Annotated in this window: 15 protein-coding genes and 1 pseudogene; 8 read left to right on the top strand and 8 right to left on the bottom strand. The window is 74.5% G+C overall.

All coding sequences use genetic code 11. From position 1 onward, the window contains the following. Positions 1-71: 71 nt before the first annotated feature. Positions 72-632, bottom strand: coding sequence for an NADPH-dependent FMN reductase (locus IO29_RS20440; RefSeq protein ID WP_030380954.1), 561 nt, complete (start codon positions 630-632; stop codon positions 72-74). Positions 633-797: 165 nt separating this feature from the next. On the opposite strand from IO29_RS20440, the gene IO29_RS20435 reads away from it, so the two are divergent. Beyond that, positions 798-1,451, top strand: coding sequence for a TetR/AcrR family transcriptional regulator (locus IO29_RS20435; RefSeq protein WP_030380955.1), 654 nt, complete (start codon positions 798-800; stop codon positions 1,449-1,451). Between the two features lie 259 nt (positions 1,452-1,710). Continuing rightward, positions 1,711-2,823, top strand: coding sequence for a cation diffusion facilitator family transporter (locus tag IO29_RS20430; protein WP_051707945.1), 1,113 nt, complete (start codon positions 1,711-1,713; stop codon positions 2,821-2,823). A 69-nt stretch (positions 2,824-2,892) separates the two neighbouring features. Here IO29_RS20430 and IO29_RS20425 read toward each other — a convergent pair whose 3' ends face one another. Next, positions 2,893-3,300: a CoA-binding protein gene (locus IO29_RS20425; RefSeq protein ID WP_030380957.1), complete on the bottom strand. Its 408-nt coding sequence runs from the start codon at positions 3,298-3,300 to the stop codon at positions 2,893-2,895. Positions 3,301-3,491: 191 nt separating this feature from the next. On the opposite strand from IO29_RS20425, the gene IO29_RS20420 reads away from it, so the two are divergent. From IO29_RS20420 to IO29_RS20405, 4 genes are all read left to right on the top strand, one after another. Next, positions 3,492-4,175: a hypothetical protein gene (locus tag IO29_RS20420; protein WP_030993993.1), complete on the top strand. Its 684-nt coding sequence runs from the start codon at positions 3,492-3,494 to the stop codon at positions 4,173-4,175. Positions 4,176-4,218: 43 nt separating this feature from the next. Beyond that, entirely contained in the window at positions 4,219-4,845 is a 627-nt protein-coding gene (locus tag IO29_RS20415; RefSeq protein ID WP_030380959.1) for a YigZ family protein, read from the top strand. A gap of 130 nt (positions 4,846-4,975) precedes the next feature. Further along, positions 4,976-6,139 carry an exonuclease SbcCD subunit D gene (locus tag IO29_RS20410; protein ID WP_030380960.1) on the top strand — a complete coding sequence of 388 codons (1,164 nt, stop codon included), beginning with the start codon at positions 4,976-4,978 and terminating at the stop codon, positions 6,137-6,139. A gap of 64 nt (positions 6,140-6,203) precedes the next feature. Beyond that, positions 6,204-9,197, top strand: a complete 2,994-nt coding sequence (locus IO29_RS20405) for an AAA family ATPase (RefSeq protein ID WP_030380961.1) — start codon at positions 6,204-6,206, stop codon at positions 9,195-9,197. A 173-nt stretch (positions 9,198-9,370) separates the two neighbouring features. On the opposite strand, the gene IO29_RS20400 is transcribed toward IO29_RS20405, so the two are convergent. Next, entirely contained in the window at positions 9,371-11,059 is a 1,689-nt protein-coding gene (locus IO29_RS20400; protein ID WP_030380962.1) for a DUF885 domain-containing protein, read from the bottom strand. Positions 11,060-11,134: 75 nt separating this feature from the next. Next, a complete protein-coding gene (locus tag IO29_RS20395) occupies positions 11,135-11,641 on the bottom strand; it encodes an Lrp/AsnC family transcriptional regulator (RefSeq protein WP_030380967.1) in 507 nt (168 codons plus the stop codon). A 60-nt stretch (positions 11,642-11,701) separates the two neighbouring features. Between IO29_RS20395 and IO29_RS20390 the strand changes: the two genes are divergently transcribed. Beyond that, positions 11,702-12,937: a trans-sulfuration enzyme family protein gene (locus tag IO29_RS20390; protein WP_078618370.1), complete on the top strand. Its 1,236-nt coding sequence runs from the start codon at positions 11,702-11,704 to the stop codon at positions 12,935-12,937. Positions 12,938-13,294: 357 nt separating this feature from the next. On the opposite strand, the gene IO29_RS20385 is transcribed toward IO29_RS20390, so the two are convergent. The 4 genes and pseudogenes from IO29_RS20385 to IO29_RS40245 all read right to left on the bottom strand — a co-directional run. Further along, entirely contained in the window at positions 13,295-14,734 is a 1,440-nt protein-coding gene (locus IO29_RS20385; protein WP_030380964.1) for a GNAT family N-acetyltransferase, read from the bottom strand. A gap of 188 nt (positions 14,735-14,922) precedes the next feature. Further along, positions 14,923-16,509, bottom strand: a complete 1,587-nt coding sequence (locus tag IO29_RS20380) for an alkaline phosphatase D family protein (protein WP_030380965.1) — start codon at positions 16,507-16,509, stop codon at positions 14,923-14,925. A 203-nt stretch (positions 16,510-16,712) separates the two neighbouring features. After that, a complete protein-coding gene (locus IO29_RS20375) occupies positions 16,713-17,414 on the bottom strand; it encodes an alpha/beta fold hydrolase (RefSeq protein ID WP_234307577.1) in 702 nt (233 codons plus the stop codon). Further along, positions 17,381-17,539, bottom strand: a pseudogene (locus IO29_RS40245) (alpha/beta fold hydrolase); the annotation flags it as partial. The pseudogene IO29_RS40245 and the gene IO29_RS20375, both read right to left, overlap by 34 nt. A gap of 416 nt (positions 17,540-17,955) precedes the next feature. Here IO29_RS40245 and IO29_RS20370 point away from each other — a divergent pair. Continuing rightward, entirely contained in the window at positions 17,956-18,717 is a 762-nt protein-coding gene (locus IO29_RS20370; protein ID WP_030993991.1) for a GntR family transcriptional regulator, read from the top strand. Positions 18,718-18,757: the final 40 nt, after the last annotated feature.

The raw sequence follows: 18,757 nt of genomic DNA, 5'->3' as shown, positions 1-18,757 counted from the left end.
CCGGGACCCCTGACGGTCCCGGCCCACAGCCGTGTGGGTGCCGTACGTGTCCGCCGGCGCCGTGCGCCGGATCAGGCAGCCGCGGTGCCGGACTGGGCGACCAGCTGGTCGATGACCTTGCCCAGGCCCTCGACGACCTCGGCGTCGTCGGCCGGGTGCAGCTCGGCGAAGCGGATCACGGAGGACGGGATGGAGAGCTTGGCCTCCTCCACGACCTTGCCGCCGGCGATGCCGACCGACTTGCGGGTCTCGTCCTGCGCCCACACGCCGCCGTACTGGCCGTAGGCGGTGCCGACCACGGCGACCGGCTTGCCCGCGAGGGCACCGGCGCCCATCGGGCGGGAGGCCCAGTCGATCGCGTTCTTCAGCGCGGCCGGGATGGTGCCGTTGTACTCGGGGGAGAACAGCACGAGGCCGTCCGCCTGGGCGATCGCCGTCCGCAGGGCGGTGGCGGTCTCGGGCGCCGAACCCTCGATGTCGATGTCCTCGTTGTAGAAGGGGATGTCGGCCAGGCCCTCGAAGATGTTCACCTCGACGCCTTCGGGGGCGTGCTTCGCAGCGGCCTCGGCGAGCTGACGGTTGTGCGAACCGGCGCGGAGGCTGCCGACGAGCGCGAGGATGCGAACGGACATGGTGAGGAACTCCCAGGTAGAACGAGCGGGGGGATAAACGGACCGAAGTCCGTTGAATGTTGTACAACCTAAGCGGGCCGAGGCCCGGGTGTCAAACGGACCGTGGTCCATCGGTAGTAACGGACTCCGGTCCGGTTCTCTTCCCGGAGCGCTACTCTTCTTTTCATGACCGAGCCGCTCCCCTCCCCGCGCCCGTCGCGGGACGACCCCGCCGGCCGGGCGGACCTGATCCTCGAACCCGTGGGCGAGGCGCCCCGGCTGCGGGCCGACGCCGTCCGCAACAGCACCCGGCTGCTGGAGGTCGCCGCCGACCTGGTCGCCACGCGCGGTGCCGCGAAGCTCACGATGGAGGCGGTCGCCAGCGGGGCGGGGGTCGGCAAGGGCACGGTGTTCCGGCGGTTCGGCGACCGGGCGGGGCTCATGATCGCCCTGCTCGACAGCCACGAACGCGATCTCCAGGCGGCCTTCCTCACGGGCCCGCCGCCGCTCGGCCCAGGCGCCCCCGCCGCCGAACGGCTGCGCGCCTTCGGCCCGGCGGTGCTGCGCCACGAGCAGGCCCACCGCGACATCTACCTCGCCGCCCATGCCGACACCAGCCGCCAACGCTCCGTGCCGGCCTACCGGCTGCGGCTCGGCCACCTCCGTCTGCTGCTCCGGGAGGCGAGGGTCGGTGGCGATCACGACCTGATCGCGCACTCCCTGCTCGCCTTCCTGGACATCTCCCTCGTCGATCACCTGGTCGCCCGGGAGGGCATGCCCCTGGAGCGCGTCGAGGCCGGCTGGTGCGACCTCGTCGCGCGGCACACGGGAGCCGGCTGAGCGGGCGCCCCCTCCTGGACCGCCTCCGCGCGGTCCTGTCGGCGGGCGGTATCGCCGCAGGTCAGGGCGGTGTTAACGGAGATGACAACGGTCACCGGTGCAGCCTTTGCCGTTCCGTGTCCGGATGCGTTTGACTGCCGTCGGGGCACCCACTGCGGTGCCCGGGCGAGGCGGCCGCCGCCGGCCCGGGCGTGGCAGTCGGAGCACCGCACCCCGACCGGGTGCGACGCGTCCGCGGCAATGGGGGAAGGCATCCGACATGAGCGACCACGACCACCGGCCCGACGAGCAGCAGCACGACGACGTCCGCGCACATGACCACGTCAGTCAGGGCGAGCACGGCGGTGACGCCGGCCACTCCGGTCACGGGAGCCGCGGCGGTCACGACGGCCACAGCGGTCACGCCGGTCACTCGCACGGTGTCTCCGCCGACGCCGACCGCCGCTGGCTGGGCGCCGCGCTCGCGCTGATCACCGTCTTCATGGCCGCCGAGGTCGCCGTCGGTCTCGTCGCCGGGTCGCTGGCGCTGCTCTCGGACGCGGCCCACATGCTCACCGACGCCGCGTCCATCGTGCTCGCGCTCGTCGCCATGCGGCTGGCCGCGCGCCCCGCGCACGGCGGCTTCACCTACGGGCTCAAGCGCGCGGAGATCCTGTCCGCCCAGGTCAACGGCCTCACCCTGCTGCTCCTCGGCGCCTGGCTGGCGTACGAGGCGGTGCGGCGGCTCATCTCCCCGCCGGCGGTCGAGGGCGGACTGATGCTGGTCACGGCGCTCGTCGGCATCGCCGTGAACGTGGCCGCCACCTGGTGCCTGTCCCGGGCCAACCGCGGCTCGCTCAACGTCGAGGGCGCCTACCAGCACATCCTCAACGACCTGTTCGCCTTCATCGGTACCGCCGTCGCCGCGCTCGTCGTCGTGCTGACCGGCTTCGCCCGCGCCGACGCGCTGGCCACGCTCGTCGTCGTCGCCCTCATGGTGAAGGCGGCGTACGGGCTGCTGCGCGACTCCGGGCGCATCTTCCTGGAGGCCGCCCCCGCCGACGTCGACCCGGACGTGCTCGGCGACCGGCTGGCCGGCCGGTCCGGCGTCGTCGAGGTGCACGACCTGCACGTCTGGCAGATCACCTCGGGGCAGTCGGCGCTCTCGGCGCACGTCCTGGTGGAGCCGGGCGGCGAGTGCCACGAAGTGCGGCGCGATCTGGAGGAGGTGCTGCGGGGGGAGTACGCCATCACGCACACCACGCTCCAGGTCGACCACGCCCCCGAGCGGCTGTTGCAGGTGGCGCTCCCCGGGGACGCCGCCCCGGCGCGCGGCCCGCACTGCGAGCGGGCGCACGGACCGGTGCACCGGGAGGGCCCCCACCGCCACTGATCCCCGGACCGGGCCGGACCGGGCACATCGGGGCGGGCACATCGGACCGGCCGCATCAGGCCGGCCGGATCAGACCAGGCGCGGGATCTCGATGGCCGGGCAGCGGTCCATCACCATCTCCAGACCCGCCGCACGGGTGCGCGCGTACGCCTCCTCGTCGATCACGTCGAGCTGGAACCAGACACCCTTGGCGCCGATCGCGACCGCCTGGTCGGCGACCGGGCCCGCCAGCTCGCTGTTGACGAACACGTCCACCACGTCCACCGGGAACGGGATCGCCTCCAGCGAGGGGTATCCCCGCTCGCCGTGGACCGTCTCGGCCTTGGGGTGCACCGGCACGATCCGCTTGCCGAACCGCTGAAGCACCCCGGCCACGCCGTACGCCGCCCGGTTCTGGTTGGTCGACAGACCGACGACCGCCCAGGTGTCGCCCAGCTCCGTGAGGATCCTGCGGATGGTTGCGCTGTCGCCGTACACGTGGGGCTCCTTCGACGTCGGGGCGGTGCGTGACACGGTGTGCGGCACGAGAACACGCCTGTGACGCGCAACGACGGGGAGCACCCCGGATACATCCAGTATCCGGGCACCCCTCCGCCTTGCGATGCACCGCATCTGACGCCGCACGCTGATCCACCAGGGATTACGGGACAGCCCTTAGGCTCGGCCCCGTGCTGCACATCACCGACGCCCGGAGCGGCGAACCCACCGATCTTCCGCGCGGGCTGACCCGCGTCCATGTCCATGCGGCGGGTGCGGACGCCTCCGCCCTGCGGCTGCTGCTCGTGGCGGACGTGCTGGCGCGTGCCCTGGACCTCGACGGCGGCCTCTCCCTCACCGTCGCCCGTCCGGGTCCGGAGCTGCGGGCCCGGGCCGACGCGCTCGGGATCCGGCGCGCCGAGCCCGAGGCCCCGCCCGGAGGCCGCGTCCTGCACGTGCGCGGCGCCGGGCAGCCGGCCCCCGGGGACGGACCGCACCTGGAGGTGGCCCCCGCCGGCGAGCCCTCCGGCACCCCCGACCCCATCGCTCTCCGCCTCGCCCTGCTGACCATCCCCCGGGGGCTCACCGCGGAGCTGGGCACCGGTGCGCTGGCAACGGCGCAGCAGACGCTCGCCCGGTGGCGCCGCTCGGTCGCGGGCTGGGCGGACCACCCCTCCCGGCCCGTCCCCGACGCCGTGCGGCGGCAACTGCGTGCCGCCTGGGAGGACGATCTCGACCTGCCCGCCGCCCTGGAGGTGCTGCGACGCCTGGAGGAGGCCGAGGACGTGCCGCCGGGCGCCCGCTTCGAGTCGTACGCCTACGCCGACCGGCTGCTCGGCCTGGAGCTGACCCGGGAGATCGGCGCCTGGGGCTGACGGACCCCGGGGGAGCGGTACGACCACCGCATAGGCTGCTCGTATGCAGGACGAGTACCGCACGATCGCCCACCCCGGCGTGCACGAGACCGAGGTCAACCGCTCGCGCTTCCTGTGCGCCCTCGCCCCCGCGGCCACCGAGCGGGAGGCGCAGGAGTTCGTCGCCGCCGTCCGCAAGGAGCACGCCGACGCCACGCACAACTGTTTCGCCTACGTCATCGGTGCCGACGCCTCCGTGCAGAAGGCGAGCGACGACGGCGAACCGGGCGGCACCGCGGGCGTCCCGATGCTACAGATGCTGCTGCGCCGCGACCTGCGGTACGCCGTCGCCGTCGTCACCCGGTACTACGGCGGCGTCAAGCTCGGCGCGGGCGGACTGATCCGGGCGTACGGCGGTGCCGTCGGCGAGGCCCTCGACGCGCTCGGCACGGTCACCCGGCGCCGCTTCCGGCTCGCCACCGTCACCGTCGACCACCAGCGCGCCGGCAAGGTGCGACACGAGCTGCTGGCCACCGGGCGCGAGGTGCGCGACGTCCGCTACGGGCAGGCCGTCGCCCTGGAGATCGGGCTGCCGGACGCCGACGTGGACGCCTTCCGCGCCTGGCTCGCCGACCTCACCGCCGGAACCGCCCACTTCGAGCTGGGCGGAGAGGCCTACGGGGCGGCATAGCCGGACAAAGGGCGCAAATCCGGCGGCTGTTGGGGCGGTCGGGGCGTAAGGGTCCCACGAGTCGGGCATATCGGTCCGATACGGGAGTAGCCGCCCGCGTTGTCGTACCCTCCCGTTAGTCTCGGGGATCATGAGGCTTCTGCACACGTCCGACTGGCATCTCGGCCGGGCGTTCCACCGGGTGAACATGCTCGACGCCCAGGCCGGGTTCGTCTCTCACCTGGTCGCGACCGTGCGCGAGCGCGCGGTCGACGCGGTGGTCGTGTCGGGGGACGTGTACGACCGCGCGGTGCCGCCGCTGGCCGCCGTGGAGCTGTTCGACGACGCCCTGCACCGCCTCGCCGACGCCGGTGTGCCCACGGTGATGATCTCCGGCAACCACGACTCGGCCCGCCGGCTCGGTGTCGGCGCCGGGCTCATCGGCCGGGCCGGCATACATCTGCGCACCGATCCCGCCGCCTGCGGCACCCCGGTGATCCTCGCCGACGCCCACGGGGACGTCGCCTTCTACGGCCTGCCCTACCTCGAACCGGCCCTGGTGCGCGAGCAGTTCGGCGTCGAGAAGGCCGGGCACGAACAGGTGCTCGCCGCCGCCATGGACCGGGTCCGCGCCGACCTCGCCGCCCGCCCCGCCGGCACCCGCTCCGTCGTCCTCGCACACGCGTTCGTCACCGGCGGCGAGGCCAGCGACAGCGAACGGGACATCACCGTCGGCGGCGTCGCCTCCGTCCCCGCCGGGGTCTTCGACGGCGTCGACTACGTGGCCCTCGGCCATCTGCACGGCAGCCAGACGCTCACCGCCCGCGTCCGCTACTCCGGCTCCCCGCTGCCGTACTCCTTCTCCGAGTCCGGCCACCGCAAGAGCATGTGGCTCATCGACCTCGGCGCGGACGGAGCGGTCACCGCCGAGCGCGTCGACTGCCCGGTGCCGCGCCCGCTCGCCCGGATCCGCGGCCGCCTGGAGGAACTGCTCGCCGACACGGAACTGGCCCGGCACCAGGAGGCATGGGTGGAGGCCACCCTCACCGACCCGGTCCGCCCCGTCGAGCCCATGGCCCGGCTCACCGAGCGGTTCCCGCACACCCTCAGCCTCGTCTTCGACCCGGACCGCGCCCCCGAGGAACCCGGCGTCAGCTACGCCCGCCGGCTGGCCGGCCGCTCCGACCAGGAGATCGCGGAGGACTTCGTGACCCATGTGCGCGGCGCCGCCCCCGATGACCGCGAACGGCTCGTCCTCCAGGACGCGTTCGACGCCGTACGCGCCGAGGCCACGGTCCGGGAGGTCGCCCCATGACCACCGGGACACACGGGGACACCACGGCACCGGCACCGGCACTGTCACGGGGGAGGGGGAGCCGATGAGGCTGCACCGGCTGGACATCACGGCCTTCGGGCCCTTCGGCACCACCCAGAGCATCGACTTCGACGCCCTCTCGGCCGCCGGGCTCTTCCTGCTGCACGGACCGACCGGCGCCGGCAAGACCTCCGTCCTGGACGCGGTCTGCTACGCGCTCTACGGGGCCGTGCCCGGCGCCCGGCAGAGCGGCCAGGGCCTCACCCTGCGCAGCGACCACGCCCCGCCCGGCACCCGTACCGAGGTCCGGCTCGACCTCACCGTCGCCGGCCGCCGCCTGGAGATCACCCGGCAGCCGCCCTGGGCCCGCCCCAAGAAGCGCGGCACGGGCACGACCACCGACAAGGCACAGTCCTGGCTGCGCGAATACGACACCCGGGCCGCCGCGTGGAAGGACCTCAGCCGCTCCCACCAGGAGATCGGCGAGGAGATCACCCAGCTCCTCGGCATGAGCCGGGAACAGTTCTGCCAGGTGGTGCTGCTGCCCCAGGGCGACTTCGCGCGGTTCCTGCGCGCCGACGCCGAGGCCCGCGGCCGGCTGCTCGGGCGGCTGTTCGACACCCGCCGCTTCGCCGACGTCGAGAAGCGGCTCGCCGAACGCCGGCGCGCCGCCGAGGCCGACGTGCGCGAGGGAGACGCCGCGCTGCTCGCGGACGCCCACCGCATGCAGCAGGCGGCGGGCGACGGTACCCCGCCGCCGGAGCTGACCCCGGGCGACCCGGGGCTCGCCGAGGCGGTGCTGACCTGGGCCGCGCTCGCCCGCACCACCGCCCGCGAACGGCTCACGATCGCGACCTGCGCCCACACCGCCGCCGGGACGGCCGCCGTCGCCACCGCCCGCGCGCTGGAGGAGGCCCGCCGACTGGCCGGACTGCAACGCCGGTTCGCGGAGGCCGAGGAGCGGGCCGTCCGCCTCCGGGAGCACGCCGACGCCGCCGAGCAGGACCGGCTGCGGATGGAACGGTCCCGCAAGGCCGAGGCGGTCGCCCCGGCGCTCGACCTGCGGGAGGCCGCCGAGCGCGAGCACGCGCACGCGGCCCGGGCGGAGACGGCCGCGCGTGCCGTGCTCCCGGAACCCCTCGCCGGGCTGGATGCCTCCGGGCTCGCCGCCGCCTCCCGGCGGGCCGCCGAGGAGCGCGGGGAACTGGAGTCGGCCCGCCGCGCGGAACACCGGCTCACCGAACTCGCCACCGAGCAGACGGCGCTGGACCGCGAGGAGTCGGCCGACGACGCCGAACTCCAGGACGCCGAGAGCTGGCTCGCCGACTGGGAGACGGTCCGCGAGGAACTCCAGGGCCGGATCGACGCCGCGCAGGAGGCCGCGACCAGGGCCGAACAGCTTGCCGTCCAGCGCGAACCGGCCCGCGCCCGGCTCGACGCCGCCCGGCTGCGCGACCGGCTCGCCCGCGACACCGAGGCGGCGGCCGCCCGCGCCCTCGCCTCCCGGGAGCGTGCCGCCGAGGCCCACGAGCACTGGCTCACCCTGAAGGAACAGCGGCTGCGCGGCATCGCCGCCGAACTCGCCGCCGGCCTCGCCGACGGCGAACCCTGCGCGGTCTGCGGCGCCACCGACCACCCCGCGCCCGCCCGCAAGGACGCCGGCCACGTCGACCGGGAGACCGAGGAGCGGGCACTCGCGGAGTACCGGCGGGCGGAGCAGGAGCGCGCCGAGGACGAACGAAGGCACGGCTCCCTGCGCGAGTCGCTGGCCGCCGCCGGAGCCGAGGCCGGCGACACCCCCGTCGACGAACTCGCGCACCGATCGGCCGAGTTGGATAGCCAGTACACGCGAGCCCGGGACGCCGCCTCATCGCTGCACCCCGCTCAGGAGGAGCTGCGCCGGGCCGAACAGGAGCGCGAACGCCGCGATGCCGCCCGGGAGCGGGCCGCCCTGCGCGCCGCCGCCCGGGTCTCCCGCCGGGACGCGCTGGAGCGCGAACGGACCGCGCTGGAGCAGGAGGTGTCCCGCGCCAGTGGGGACGCCGGCAGCGTCGCCGCGCGCGCCGCCCAACTGGAGCGCGAGGGCGCCCGGCTCACTGAGGCGGCCGAGGCGGCCCGTGTGGCGGACGACACCGCGCAGCGGCTGAAGACCGCCGACGCCCGCCTCGCGGACGCCGCGTTCCGGGCCGGCTTCGACAACCCGGCCGAGGCGGCCGCCGCCCTCCTCGACGACGACGCCCACCGCGCGCTGCAACGGCGCCTGGACGTCAGGCAGCAGGAGGAGGCCGCCGTGCGCGCGGTGCTCGCCGAACCGGAGACCGCGGCCGCCGCCCGACGCCCGGCCGCCGACGTCGACTCCGCCGAGCGGGCCGCCGAGCGAGCCGGCCGGCGCCTCCAGCAGGCCGCCTCCGCACGGGACGCGGCGGCCCGGCGGTGCGCCGAGCTCGACCGGCTCTCCGCGCACGCCGCCACCGCGGTGCGCCGGCTGGCCCCGCTGCGCGACGCCTACGACCGGGTGGCCCGCCTCGCCTCCCTCACCGCGGGCACCTCCGCGGACAACGAACGGAGGATGCGGCTGGAGTCGTACGTACTCGCCGCCCGTCTCGAACAGGTGGCCGCCGCCGCGACCGTACGGCTGGGGCGGATGTCGTCCGGGCGGTACACGCTGGTCCACTCCGACGACCGTTCCGGGCGCGGCCGCAGCGGCCTCGGACTGCACGTCGTGGACGCGTGGACCGGCCGCGAACGCGACACCGCCACGCTCTCGGGCGGCGAGACGTTCTTCGCGTCCCTCGCGCTGGCCCTCGGCCTCGCCGACGTCGTCACCGACGAGGCCGGGGGAGTGCGGCTCGACACCCTCTTCATCGACGAGGGCTTCGGCAGCCTCGACGACCAGACCCTCGACGAGGTCCTCGACGTCCTGGACGCCCTGCGCGAACGCGACCGCAGCGTGGGCATCGTCAGTCACGTCCCCGATCTGCGCCGCCGGGTGCACGCGCAGCTGGAGGTGGTCAAGGAGCGGACGGGGTCGAGGGTGCGCCACCGGGGGGTGGGTTGAGCGGTGTCGGCGGCTGCGGGTGCGTCGTGGCTTGTCGCACAGTTCCCCGCGCGCCTGTCAGGGGCGAGGGGCGCGGAGAACCGCGCATCTTCTGGGGGTCCGGGGGCTTGCCCCCGGGTTGGGACGGGAAGGGGCGGCGGGGGCGAGACAACTCCCCCGCCGCACCCTCCGCCTCACAGCCGCGACAACTCGTCCACCAGATCGTCCAGCCCCAGCGACCCCTGGGACAACGCGGCCATGTGCCACGCCTTCGCGTCGAAGGCGTCCCCGCGCCGCTTCCGCGCGGCCTCCCGGCCGAGCAACCACGCCCGCTCACCCAACTTGTACCCGATCGCCTGCCCCGGCATCGACAGATACCGCGTCAGCTCGCTCTCCACGAAGTCCGCCGGCCGGCTGCTGTGCGCCCCGAAGAACTCCTGCGCCAGCTCCGGCGTCCACCGCTCACCCGGATGGAACGGCGAGTCCGCCGGGATCTCCAGCTCCAGGTGCATGCCGATGTCGACGATGACCCGCGCCGCCCGCATCATCTGGGCGTCCAGATATCCCAGCCGCCGCTCGGCGTCGGTGAGGAACCCGAGTTCGTCCATCAGCCGCTCCGCGTACAGCGCCCACCCCTCCATGTTGGCGCTGACCCCGCCGATGGTCGCCTGGTAGCGCGAGAGGTCGTCGGCGACGTGCGCCCACTGGGCGAGCTGGAGGTGATGGCCCGGCACGCCCTCGTGGTACCAGGTGGAGACCAGGTCGTAGACGGGGAACCGGGTCTGCCCCATCGTGGGCAGCCAGGTCCGCCCGGGCCGGGAGAAGTCCGGCGACGGCGCGCTGTAGTAGGGGGCCGCCGCGCTGCCCGGCGGGGCGATGCGGGACTCCACCCGGCGCACCCGCTCGGCGAGTTCGAAGTGCGTGCCGTCCAGCGCCTCGATCGCCTCGTCCATCAGCCCTTGCAGCCAGGTGCGCACCTCCTCGACGCCCTCGATGTGCGTGCCGTGCGCGTCCAGGTGCGCGAGCGCCACCCAGGGGGTCTCGGCGCCGGGCAGGATCTTCTCCGCCTCCTGCCGCATCTCGCCGAGCAGCCGGTGGAACTCCGACCAGCCGTACGCGTACGCCTCGTCGAGGTCCTGGTCGGTGCCGTTGAAGTAGCGCGCCCAGCGCGCGTACCGCTCCCGGCCCACCGTGTCCGGCGCGCCCTCGATGGTGGGCACGTACACGTCCCGCATCCAGTCGCGCAGTGCGACGACGGCCGCGGTCGCCCCGCGGGCCGCCGTGTCCAGCTCCGCGCGCAGCGCCTCGGGGCCGGCGGCGGCGAAGTCCTCGAACCAGCCGCGCCCCGCTCCGGTGTCCGCCCACTCCGTGAGCTGTCCGACGAAGGTCGCGGCCGGGCGCGGGCCCCCGTACAGCTTGCGCTCCAGACCGAGCGCGAGGGACTCCCGGTAGCCGTCGAACGCGGCCGGAACCGCGCGCAGGCGCTCGGCGACGGCCGCCCAGTCCTCCTCGGTCTCGGTCGGCGTCAGCGTGAAGATGTCGCGGATCGAATGGATGGGGGAGTGGATGTTGCTGACCGCGCGCAGGCCCTCGTCGGCCTCGTGCACGGCGAGTTCGGCGGTGAGCCGCTCGCGCAGCAGGCGCGCGCACCGGCGCTCGATGTCACTGTCCGCGCCCGGCAGGCGCTCCGCCTCGTCGAGCCGCGCGAGGGTCTCCCGCGCCAGCTCCGCGAGGGCCTCCTGCCCCGCGGGGGAGGTGTCCGGAAGTCTGCTCGAACTCTCCTTCACACCCAGATAGGTGCCGGTGACGGGGTCGAGGAGGACGAGGGCGTCGACGTAGGCGTCGGCGACCTGACGGGGCAGCTGGCTGTTGGTGTCAGACATGCGGACCATCCTCGTACGGAAGGACCGCCCGCGTCAGCAGGGGGCCGGTGTCTCTCCGTCCGTACTGCCCGGAACTCATCCCCGTGCGGTCGGCCCCGACGGCGCCTCGCGCCTGGGCGGCAGGAGCGGTCCGCACTCCCACTGCTGGAAGATCAGCCGGGTCTCCACCCGGGCCACCTCACGGCGGGCCGTGAACTCGTCCAGGACCAGCCGTTGCAGATCGGCCATGTCCGCGACGGCGACATGCACGAGGTAGTCGTCGGGTCCGGTGAGGTGGAAGACCGTCAGCGCCTCCGGCAGTGCCCGGATCCGTTCGACGAACGGCCCCACCAGCTCCCGCCGGTGCGGCCTGACCTGCACCGACAGCAGGGCCTGGAGCCCGCGCCCCAGCCTGGCCACATCCAGCCGCAGCCGGTGGCCGACGATCACCCCCGAGCGGCGCAGCCGGTTCACCCGGTCCAGACAGGTCGACGGCGCCACCCCGACCTGTGCGGCGAGGTCCCGGTAGGGGGTCCGGGCGTCGTTCTGCAACAGCCGCAGCAGATGGAGGTCCACCGGATCCAGTACGACGGAATCGGACATGCGGCGAACGTAGCACGGAGTCATCCCTCGAAAGTCCGGCCGCTGTTCAGTCTGCCGTGCATGGACTTCGGTACGCGTGACACGTACGACGGCCCGCGGCGGCACGAGCACGCCCTCTCCGCCGTTCCCCTCCCCGCCCGGTCCCCGGACACCGAGGCGGTGCACGCCGGACGGGAGGACCTCGCCGCCCTGGGGCTGCACGCCCCGCCCCTCGACCTGTCCACCACCTATCCCAGCGCCGACAGCCGGGGCGAGGCCGCCCGCATCGACGCCTTCGCCGCGGAGGGCGCGGAGCCGGAGGGGCCGCCGGTGTACGGGCGGCTCGGCAACCCGACCGTCGCCCGGTTCGAACACGCGCTCGCCCGGCTGGAGGGGACCGAGAGCGCGGTCGCCTTCGCCACCGGAATGGCCGCGCTCAGCGCCGTCCTGCTCGCCCGGGGCGCGGCCGGGCTGCGGCACGTCGTCGCCGTACGGCCGCTGTACGGGTGCAGCGACCATCTGCTCACCGCCGGGCTGCTGGGCTCCGAGGTGACCTGGACCGACCCGGCCGGCATCGCGGACGCGCTGCGCCCCGACACCGGGCTCGTGATGATCGAGACCCCGGCCAACCCCACGCTCGCCGAGGCCGACCTGCGGGCCGTCGCCCACGCGTGCGGTTCCGTGCCGCTGCTCGTCGACAACACCTTCGCCACGCCCGTGCTCCAGCGGCCCGCCGGGCAGGGGGCGCGGCTGGTGCTGCACAGCGCGACCAAGTACCTCGGCGGGCACGGCGACGTGATGGGCGGGGTCGTCGCGTGCGACGAGGAGTCCGCCCGGCGGCTGCGGCAGATCCGGTTCGCCACGGGCGGTGTCCTGCATCCGCTGGCCGGTTATCTGCTGCTGCGGGGCCTGTCGACGCTGCCGGTACGGGTGCGGGCGGCGTCCGCCACCGCCGCGGAACTGGCCCGGCGGCTCGCGGCCGACCCGCGCGTGGCCCGCGTCCGCTATCCGCGCATCGGCGGCGCGATGATCGCCTTCGAGGTGCACGGCGACCCGCACGAGGTGATCGCCGGGGTCCGGCTGATCACCCCGGCGGTGAGCCTGGGCAGCGTCGACACGCTGATCCAGCACCCGGCGTCGATCAGCCACCGCATCGTCGACGCGGGGGACCGCCGGGACGCCGGCGTCACCGACCGGCTGCTGCGGCTGTCGGTCGGCCTGGAGGACGTCGAGGATCTGTGGACGGATCTGGACGGCGCGCTGGGGGCCGGCGCGGGGGAGGAACGCATCGCGGCGGGCCGCGAAACCGCGCGGTGACGGCGGTCCGGCCCGGGCGGGCCTGCGGTGAGAGTGGTGCGGGCTCGGGCGGGGCCTGTGGTGACGGGTGCGGCCCCGGGCGGGCCTGTGGTGAGAGTGGTGCGGGCTCGGGCGGGACCTGCGGTGACGGGTGCGGCCTCGGGCGGGACCTGTGGTGACGGGTGCGGCCTCGGGCGGGCCTGTGGTGACGGCGGGGTGGCCCGGGCGGACCTGCGGTGACGGGTGTGGCCCGGGGCGGCCCCGCAGTGACGGCGGTGAGGCCCCGGGCCGCACCCGTGGTGAGAGTGGTGCCGCCCCGGGCCGACCCGGGGTGACGGCGGTGCGGCCTCCGGCCGAGCCGGGGCCGCACCAGCCGGGTCAGTCCCGTACGGCCCCGTCGCCGTGCGCCCCCGCCGTGTCGTGGGCGACCGCCGGGGCCGCCGCCAGGCGGGCGGTGACGACGAGGGTGCCCTCCTCGACCTGGTAGTCGAGGGGCAGCCCCAGCGCCCGCATCGCGGCGACCATGCCCGTGTTGGACGCCTGGGTCACGGCGTACACGTTCTCGCAGCCCGCCTCCACCGCCATCGCGACCAGCCGCCCGAGGAGCAGGCCGCCGACGCCCCGCCGCTGCCAGGCGTCCTCGACCAGCAGCGCGACCTCCGTCTCGTCGCCGTCCCACAGCAGATGGCCGAGCCCGACGATCCGCCCCGACGCGGTGCGGGCCGCCAGCGTGCGGCCGAACCGGGGGCTGAGCAGGTGGTCGAGGTAGCGGTCGGCGTCGCCGACCGGGCCGTGGTACCGCATGCGCAGCGTGTGCGCCGAGCAGCGCTCGTGCATCGCCCGGGCCGCCGGCAGGTCGGAGACGTCGGCCCGGCGCACGGTGAGCGCGTTGCCCTCGGGCAGCGTGAGCACGTCCTGCCCGTCCGGCACCCGGGGGCCGAGCCGCGCGTCCAGTTCGACCAGGGCCCGGGCCCGGGCGAACTCCGTCGGCGTGAACGGCGGAAACGGCCGCTCCACGGTGATCACTCCGCCCTCCGGCGCCCGCAGCCGCATGACGGTCTCCTCCAGGGTGCCCTCCACCGGCGTGTCCTGCACGGCGCGTCCGGCGGCGCCGGCGGGCATGGAGCGGATGGTGCAGCGGCCCAGCAACTGCCGCAGCGCGAGCGGGAGTTCCGCCGCGTCCAGGGCCGTACGGGTGGCCAGGGCGAGTACCCGGGCGGGGGCGTCCACCAGATCGTGGGCGTCGGCGCGCTCGATCCAGGTGCCCCGCCCGCCGGCCGCCGCCACCGACCGGGTGACCTCGGCGGCGGTCAGCCCGGCGGGGCCGCGCAGCAGGAACTCGTCGACGACGCCCTCGGCCAGCGGATGCGTTTGCAGGCTCAGGATGTCGACGCCGTGCCCGGCCAGCGCGGCGCACAGCGCGGCGAGCGCGCCCGGCTCGTCCCGTACCGTCGTCCGCATCCGCCACAGCGCGGCCGCCCCGGTGGCCTCGGCCACCGCGTCGGACCCGGTCGGCCCGGCCCGCTCCGCACCGCCGGGGGCGGGCGGCCGGGCGCCGGTATCGCCACTGGGCGGGGCGTGACCGTGGCGGCGTGACCACCACACGTGGAAGACGGCCGTGGCGACCAGGCCCACGGCGGAGAGGACGAGCAGCATGGGCCCGTCCGGCCCGTGCCCCACCGTGTTGGCGACGGCGTCGGCCACGGCGACCGCCGTGAACAGCGCCGCCAGCTCGACGAGGTCCCGCCGCCAGTGGTGGACGGGACGCCCGTTCCTCGTGCGCGTTGCCTTCGACAGGTTCGACAAGTCCGGTGTCATAGGACCACTGTGGAGGAAACGTGTTGCGTGATCACGAACGCTCTGTGACTGTGCGGTAAAGCGTCGATCTGTCCGCTTTATTGCGCATGTCGTGACCGGAACCGAACGCCGCGCACCGGGGGATGACTCCGGTGCGCGACGTGACGACCGAGACTACGCGAGCCGCCGCCCCGCCGGGCGCCGACGCGTCACTGACCGACCAGACCCGGCTGCAACACCTGCGTGAACAGCACACTGCCGTCCTGCTCACGCAGCCGGACCGTCAACTCCCCGCTGCCGCCGTCGATGTCGACCTCGCCGAAGAACTGGTAGCCCTCCGCCGGTGACACGTTCGACGCGGTGGGCGCCTTCACGAAGACCCGCTCCGGGCCGAACGTGCCGTCCAGGTCGCTCGCCGGGAACGCGCCCGCGTTGAGCGGACCCGAGACGAACTCCCAGAACGGCTCGAAATCGGTGAACGCGGCCCGCGAGGGCTGGTAGTGCTGCGCCGAGGTGTGGTGCACGTCCGCCGTCAGCCACACCGTGCCGGTGATCCGCTGGTGCTTGACGTACCGCAGCAGCTCGGCGATCTGCAACTCCCGCCCGAGCGGCTTGCCGGGGTCGCCCTGCGCGACCGCTTCGTAGTTCGGCCGTCCCTCGGTGGTGTCCGGCACGACCAGGCCGAGCGGCATGTCCGCGGCGATCACCTTCCACACCGCCCTCGACCGCTTCAGCTCCCGCTTTAGCCAGGCCAGTTGCTCGGCCCCCATGATGCCGACCGGGTCGGTGGCCTGGGCGTCCGGGGAGTTGGCGTTGCGGTAGGTGCGCATGTCGAGGACGAACACGTCGAGCAGCGGGCCGTGCCGCATGACCCGGTACACCCGGCCGTTCCGGTCGCCCGGCGACAGCGTGGAGAGCGGGAAGTACTCGCTGAACGCGCGACGGGCGCGGGCGGCGAGCACGTCCAGGCGCTTCTCGGTGTACGCGGTCACCGAGTCGGCGATCACCTCGCCCGGATACCAGTTGTTGCGCACCTCGTGGTCGTCCCACTGGACGATCGAGGGCACCTGCGCGTTGAACCGGCGCAGGTTGTCGTCGAGCAGGTTGTAGCGGAAGTTGCCGCGGTACTCGGCCAGCGTCTCCGCGACCTTGGACTTCTCCTCCGTGGTGATGTTCCGCCAGGTGGAGCCGTCGGGGAGGGTGGCGGTGGCGGAGATCGGCCCGTCGGCGTAGATGTTGTCGCCGCTGCACAGGAAGAAGTCCGGGTCCAGTCTCGCCATCGCGTCGTAGATGCGGTAGCCGCCCAGGTCCGGATTGATGCCCCAGCCCTGGCCCGCGAGGTCGCCCGACCACAGGAACCGCACCCCGCGCCGGCGCCCCGCCGGGGTGGTGCGGAAGGTGCCGGTCACCGGCTCGCCGGTGCGGCGCGGATCGTCCGGGTCGGCGAGCAGCACCCGGTAGTGGATCTGCTCGCCGGCGGGCAGTCCGTGCAGCCGGGTGGTGCCGGTGAGGTCGGTGCCGGGGCCCAGGAGCGGGCCGTGCCAGCGGTGCGCACCGCGGAAGGATTCGGTGGCGGCGGTCTCGACGATCATCCGGGCAGGGCGGTCCGAGCGGACCCAGATCAGCCCGGAGTGCGCGGTGACGTCCCCGGCCTGCACGCCCCAGGAGGCCGCCGGCCGCCCGGACCGGGCGAAGGCCGGCGCCGCGCCGAGCGCGGTGGGCACGGCGGAGGCGGCGGAGACGGCGAGCGCACCGCGCAGCACGCTGCGGCGGGCCGGTGACGGGAGGTGTGGCATGACGGGTCCCTCCTGGGGAGGCTCTCGGGCGACGGGCACGGCCGGCGGGTACGGCTGAGGGGCACGGCCGACGCGTACGACCGGTGGGCACGGCCGAGGCACGGCCGATGGGCACAGCCACAACTACTGGCGCCCCACGGCGCCCGCGCTAACGCCAAGTGAACAACGGAGCGGTGCGTGCGGGCCGACGGCTCGCCGTGCCCTCAGCGGCTGCCGTCCAGCAGGATGCGGGCGACCAGCGCCGGATCGTCGTTCATCGGGACGTGGCCGCAGCCGGGCAGCCGGACCAGCCGGGCGCCGGGGATGATCTGCTTGGCCCGGACGCCCTGGCGGCGGACCAGCAGCCGGTCCTTGGTGCCCCAGGCCACGGTGACGGGCAGGTCGGGGAGGTCGTCCGTGAACTGCACGGTGGCGCCCGCGCGCAGGGTCTCGGTGAACCCCTGCGCGCGGGCCAGGGCGAGTGTCTCGGCGACGACGGCCTCGGGCGAACGGCGGCCGGGGCGGGCGTAGATGGTGCTGGTCAGCACCGTGCGCCCGGCCGCGGACCGCGACAGCCGTTCCACCACCGGCAGCGGCAGCCGCCGCGCCGCCTGCCGCATCGCCGCCAGGATCCCGAAGGCGTACCGCCGTTCGACCGGCGTCCAGAACCCGGCGGGGGACAGCGCGGTGACGGACCGTACGCGCTTCTCGCGGCCCAGCTCCAGGGCGAGCAGACCGCCCAGCGAGTTCCCGGCGACGTGCGGGCGGTCGAGGCCCAGTGCCTCGCAGAGCGCGCCGAGCGCGGTTTCACGGTCGGCAGGTCGTGCCGCAGGCCGTCGGGCAGCGGGTCGGAGGCGCCGAAGCCGGGGAGGTCGACGGCTATGACGTCCCGCTCGGTGGCCAGGATGTCGACGACCGGGTCCCAGGCCTGCCGGTGGTGCCCGATGCCGTGCAGCAGCAGAAGCGGCTCACCGGTGCCCACGCGCGCGTAGGAGAGGGTGAGGGTGCGGGGACCGTGGGGCGAGGGGACGTCGAAGGACACCGTGGCCATGCTGCTGCTCCTTGTCTGTGGGCGGTCGACCTCGTAGACAGCTTGTCAGCAGCGGCTACTGACGGGTAGCCCCTGGTTGGCGTGAACCGCGCGCAACCAACGGCGATGTCCGGTCACTCGTTCGTGGACACCTGGACACGTTGGGTGGCGGCACGGTGGGATGGGCGCGTGCCGGAGGGGGCCGGGCCGGCAATTCGTGGGGTGGGGGGACCTGGCGGGCGTCGACGACGTCTTCCATGCCGGAGGCGCGCACGCCCGGCGGGCCGCGCCGAGCGCGAGTCTCCGGGAATTTCCCGGGTTGCCCGATTGGTCTTGACCAAGGGTGGGGACCGTTTTATGGTCCAGAGAAGTGCAACAACCTTTAATAAACAAGGGCGCCAAAACGCCGCCGGGTCACGGCGAATGCGGAGGACAGGGTGGGGACCACGCAGCTGGAGACGGTGCCGGAGCCGAAGTACTGGCATCTGAAGAACGTGCTCACGGAGGCGCTCGACTCGGAGTTCTCGGTGGGCGAGATCCTGCCCAACGAGCGTGATCTGGCGGCGCGTTTCGGCGTCGCCCGGGCCACGTTGCGGCAGGCGCTCGAGCAGCTCGAACTGGAGGGCAGGCTCCAGCGCCGCCGGGGCGTCGGCACGACGGTCGCGCCGCCGCGCATGGGGGTGGCCGTCGGCTCCGAGGAACAGACCTGGCCGGGCGAGGGGGACGACGCCTGGCAGGCCGTCGACTGCCAGGCCGCCCCGGCGCCGGCCGCGGTGACGGAACTGCTGGAGACCGGGCGCGACGAGGACGTCCACACGGTACGACGCACCCGGGTGTCGCACGGCCAGCCCGTGGCCGCCGAACTGCTGTACGTCCCGGAGGCCTCCGTGCCCGCCCTCTCGGGCATCGACGCCCCCTCCGGCGCGGCCCGCGCGCGTGCGGTGCTGCGCGAGCTGCACCGGCTGGAACTGGAGGGCGAGTACCGCGCGGTGGAGCTCGGCTCCGCGAGCGCGGAGGACGCGAAGGAACTCGACCGGCTCCCCGGCTCGCCGGTCCTGGTCGTCACCACCCGCTTCTACGCGGCCGGCCGCACAGCGGCGGTATCGGTCGCCACGTACCGGGCGGACACCTGCCGCCTGACATTCGGCGACGCGGGCGGCGTGGAGATCGACCCCACGCCGGAACGGCGCGCGTCCTGACGGAGGCGGCTCAGCCCCTGCGGGGCGGCTGGGGGGGGGG

The sequence above is a fragment of the Streptomyces sp. NRRL F-6676 genome, assembly GCF_000725625.1.
Lineage (GTDB): Bacteria > Actinomycetota > Actinomycetes > Streptomycetales > Streptomycetaceae > Streptomyces.
This window is presented reverse-complemented; position numbering and strand designations above follow the sequence as displayed.

Coding starts and splice junctions, on each gene's coding strand:
- IO29_RS20440 (WP_030380954.1), bottom strand. CDS start 632: ATGTCCGTTCGCATCCTCGCGCTCGTCGGCAGCCTCCGCGCCGGTTCG.
- IO29_RS20435 (WP_030380955.1), top strand. CDS start 798: ATGACCGAGCCGCTCCCCTCCCCGCGCCCGTCGCGGGACGACCCCGCC.
- IO29_RS20430 (WP_051707945.1), top strand. CDS start 1,711: ATGAGCGACCACGACCACCGGCCCGACGAGCAGCAGCACGACGACGTC.
- IO29_RS20415 (WP_030380959.1), top strand. CDS start 4,219: ATGCAGGACGAGTACCGCACGATCGCCCACCCCGGCGTGCACGAGACC.
- IO29_RS20410 (WP_030380960.1), top strand. CDS start 4,976: ATGAGGCTTCTGCACACGTCCGACTGGCATCTCGGCCGGGCGTTCCAC.
- IO29_RS20405 (WP_030380961.1), top strand. CDS start 6,204: ATGAGGCTGCACCGGCTGGACATCACGGCCTTCGGGCCCTTCGGCACC.
- IO29_RS20400 (WP_030380962.1), bottom strand. CDS start 11,059: ATGTCTGACACCAACAGCCAGCTGCCCCGTCAGGTCGCCGACGCCTAC.
- IO29_RS20395 (WP_030380967.1), bottom strand. CDS start 11,641: ATGTCCGATTCCGTCGTACTGGATCCGGTGGACCTCCATCTGCTGCGG.
- IO29_RS20390 (WP_078618370.1), top strand. CDS start 11,702: ATGGACTTCGGTACGCGTGACACGTACGACGGCCCGCGGCGGCACGAG.
- IO29_RS20385 (WP_030380964.1), bottom strand. CDS start 14,734: ATGACACCGGACTTGTCGAACCTGTCGAAGGCAACGCGCACGAGGAAC.
- IO29_RS20380 (WP_030380965.1), bottom strand. CDS start 16,509: ATGCCACACCTCCCGTCACCGGCCCGCCGCAGCGTGCTGCGCGGTGCG.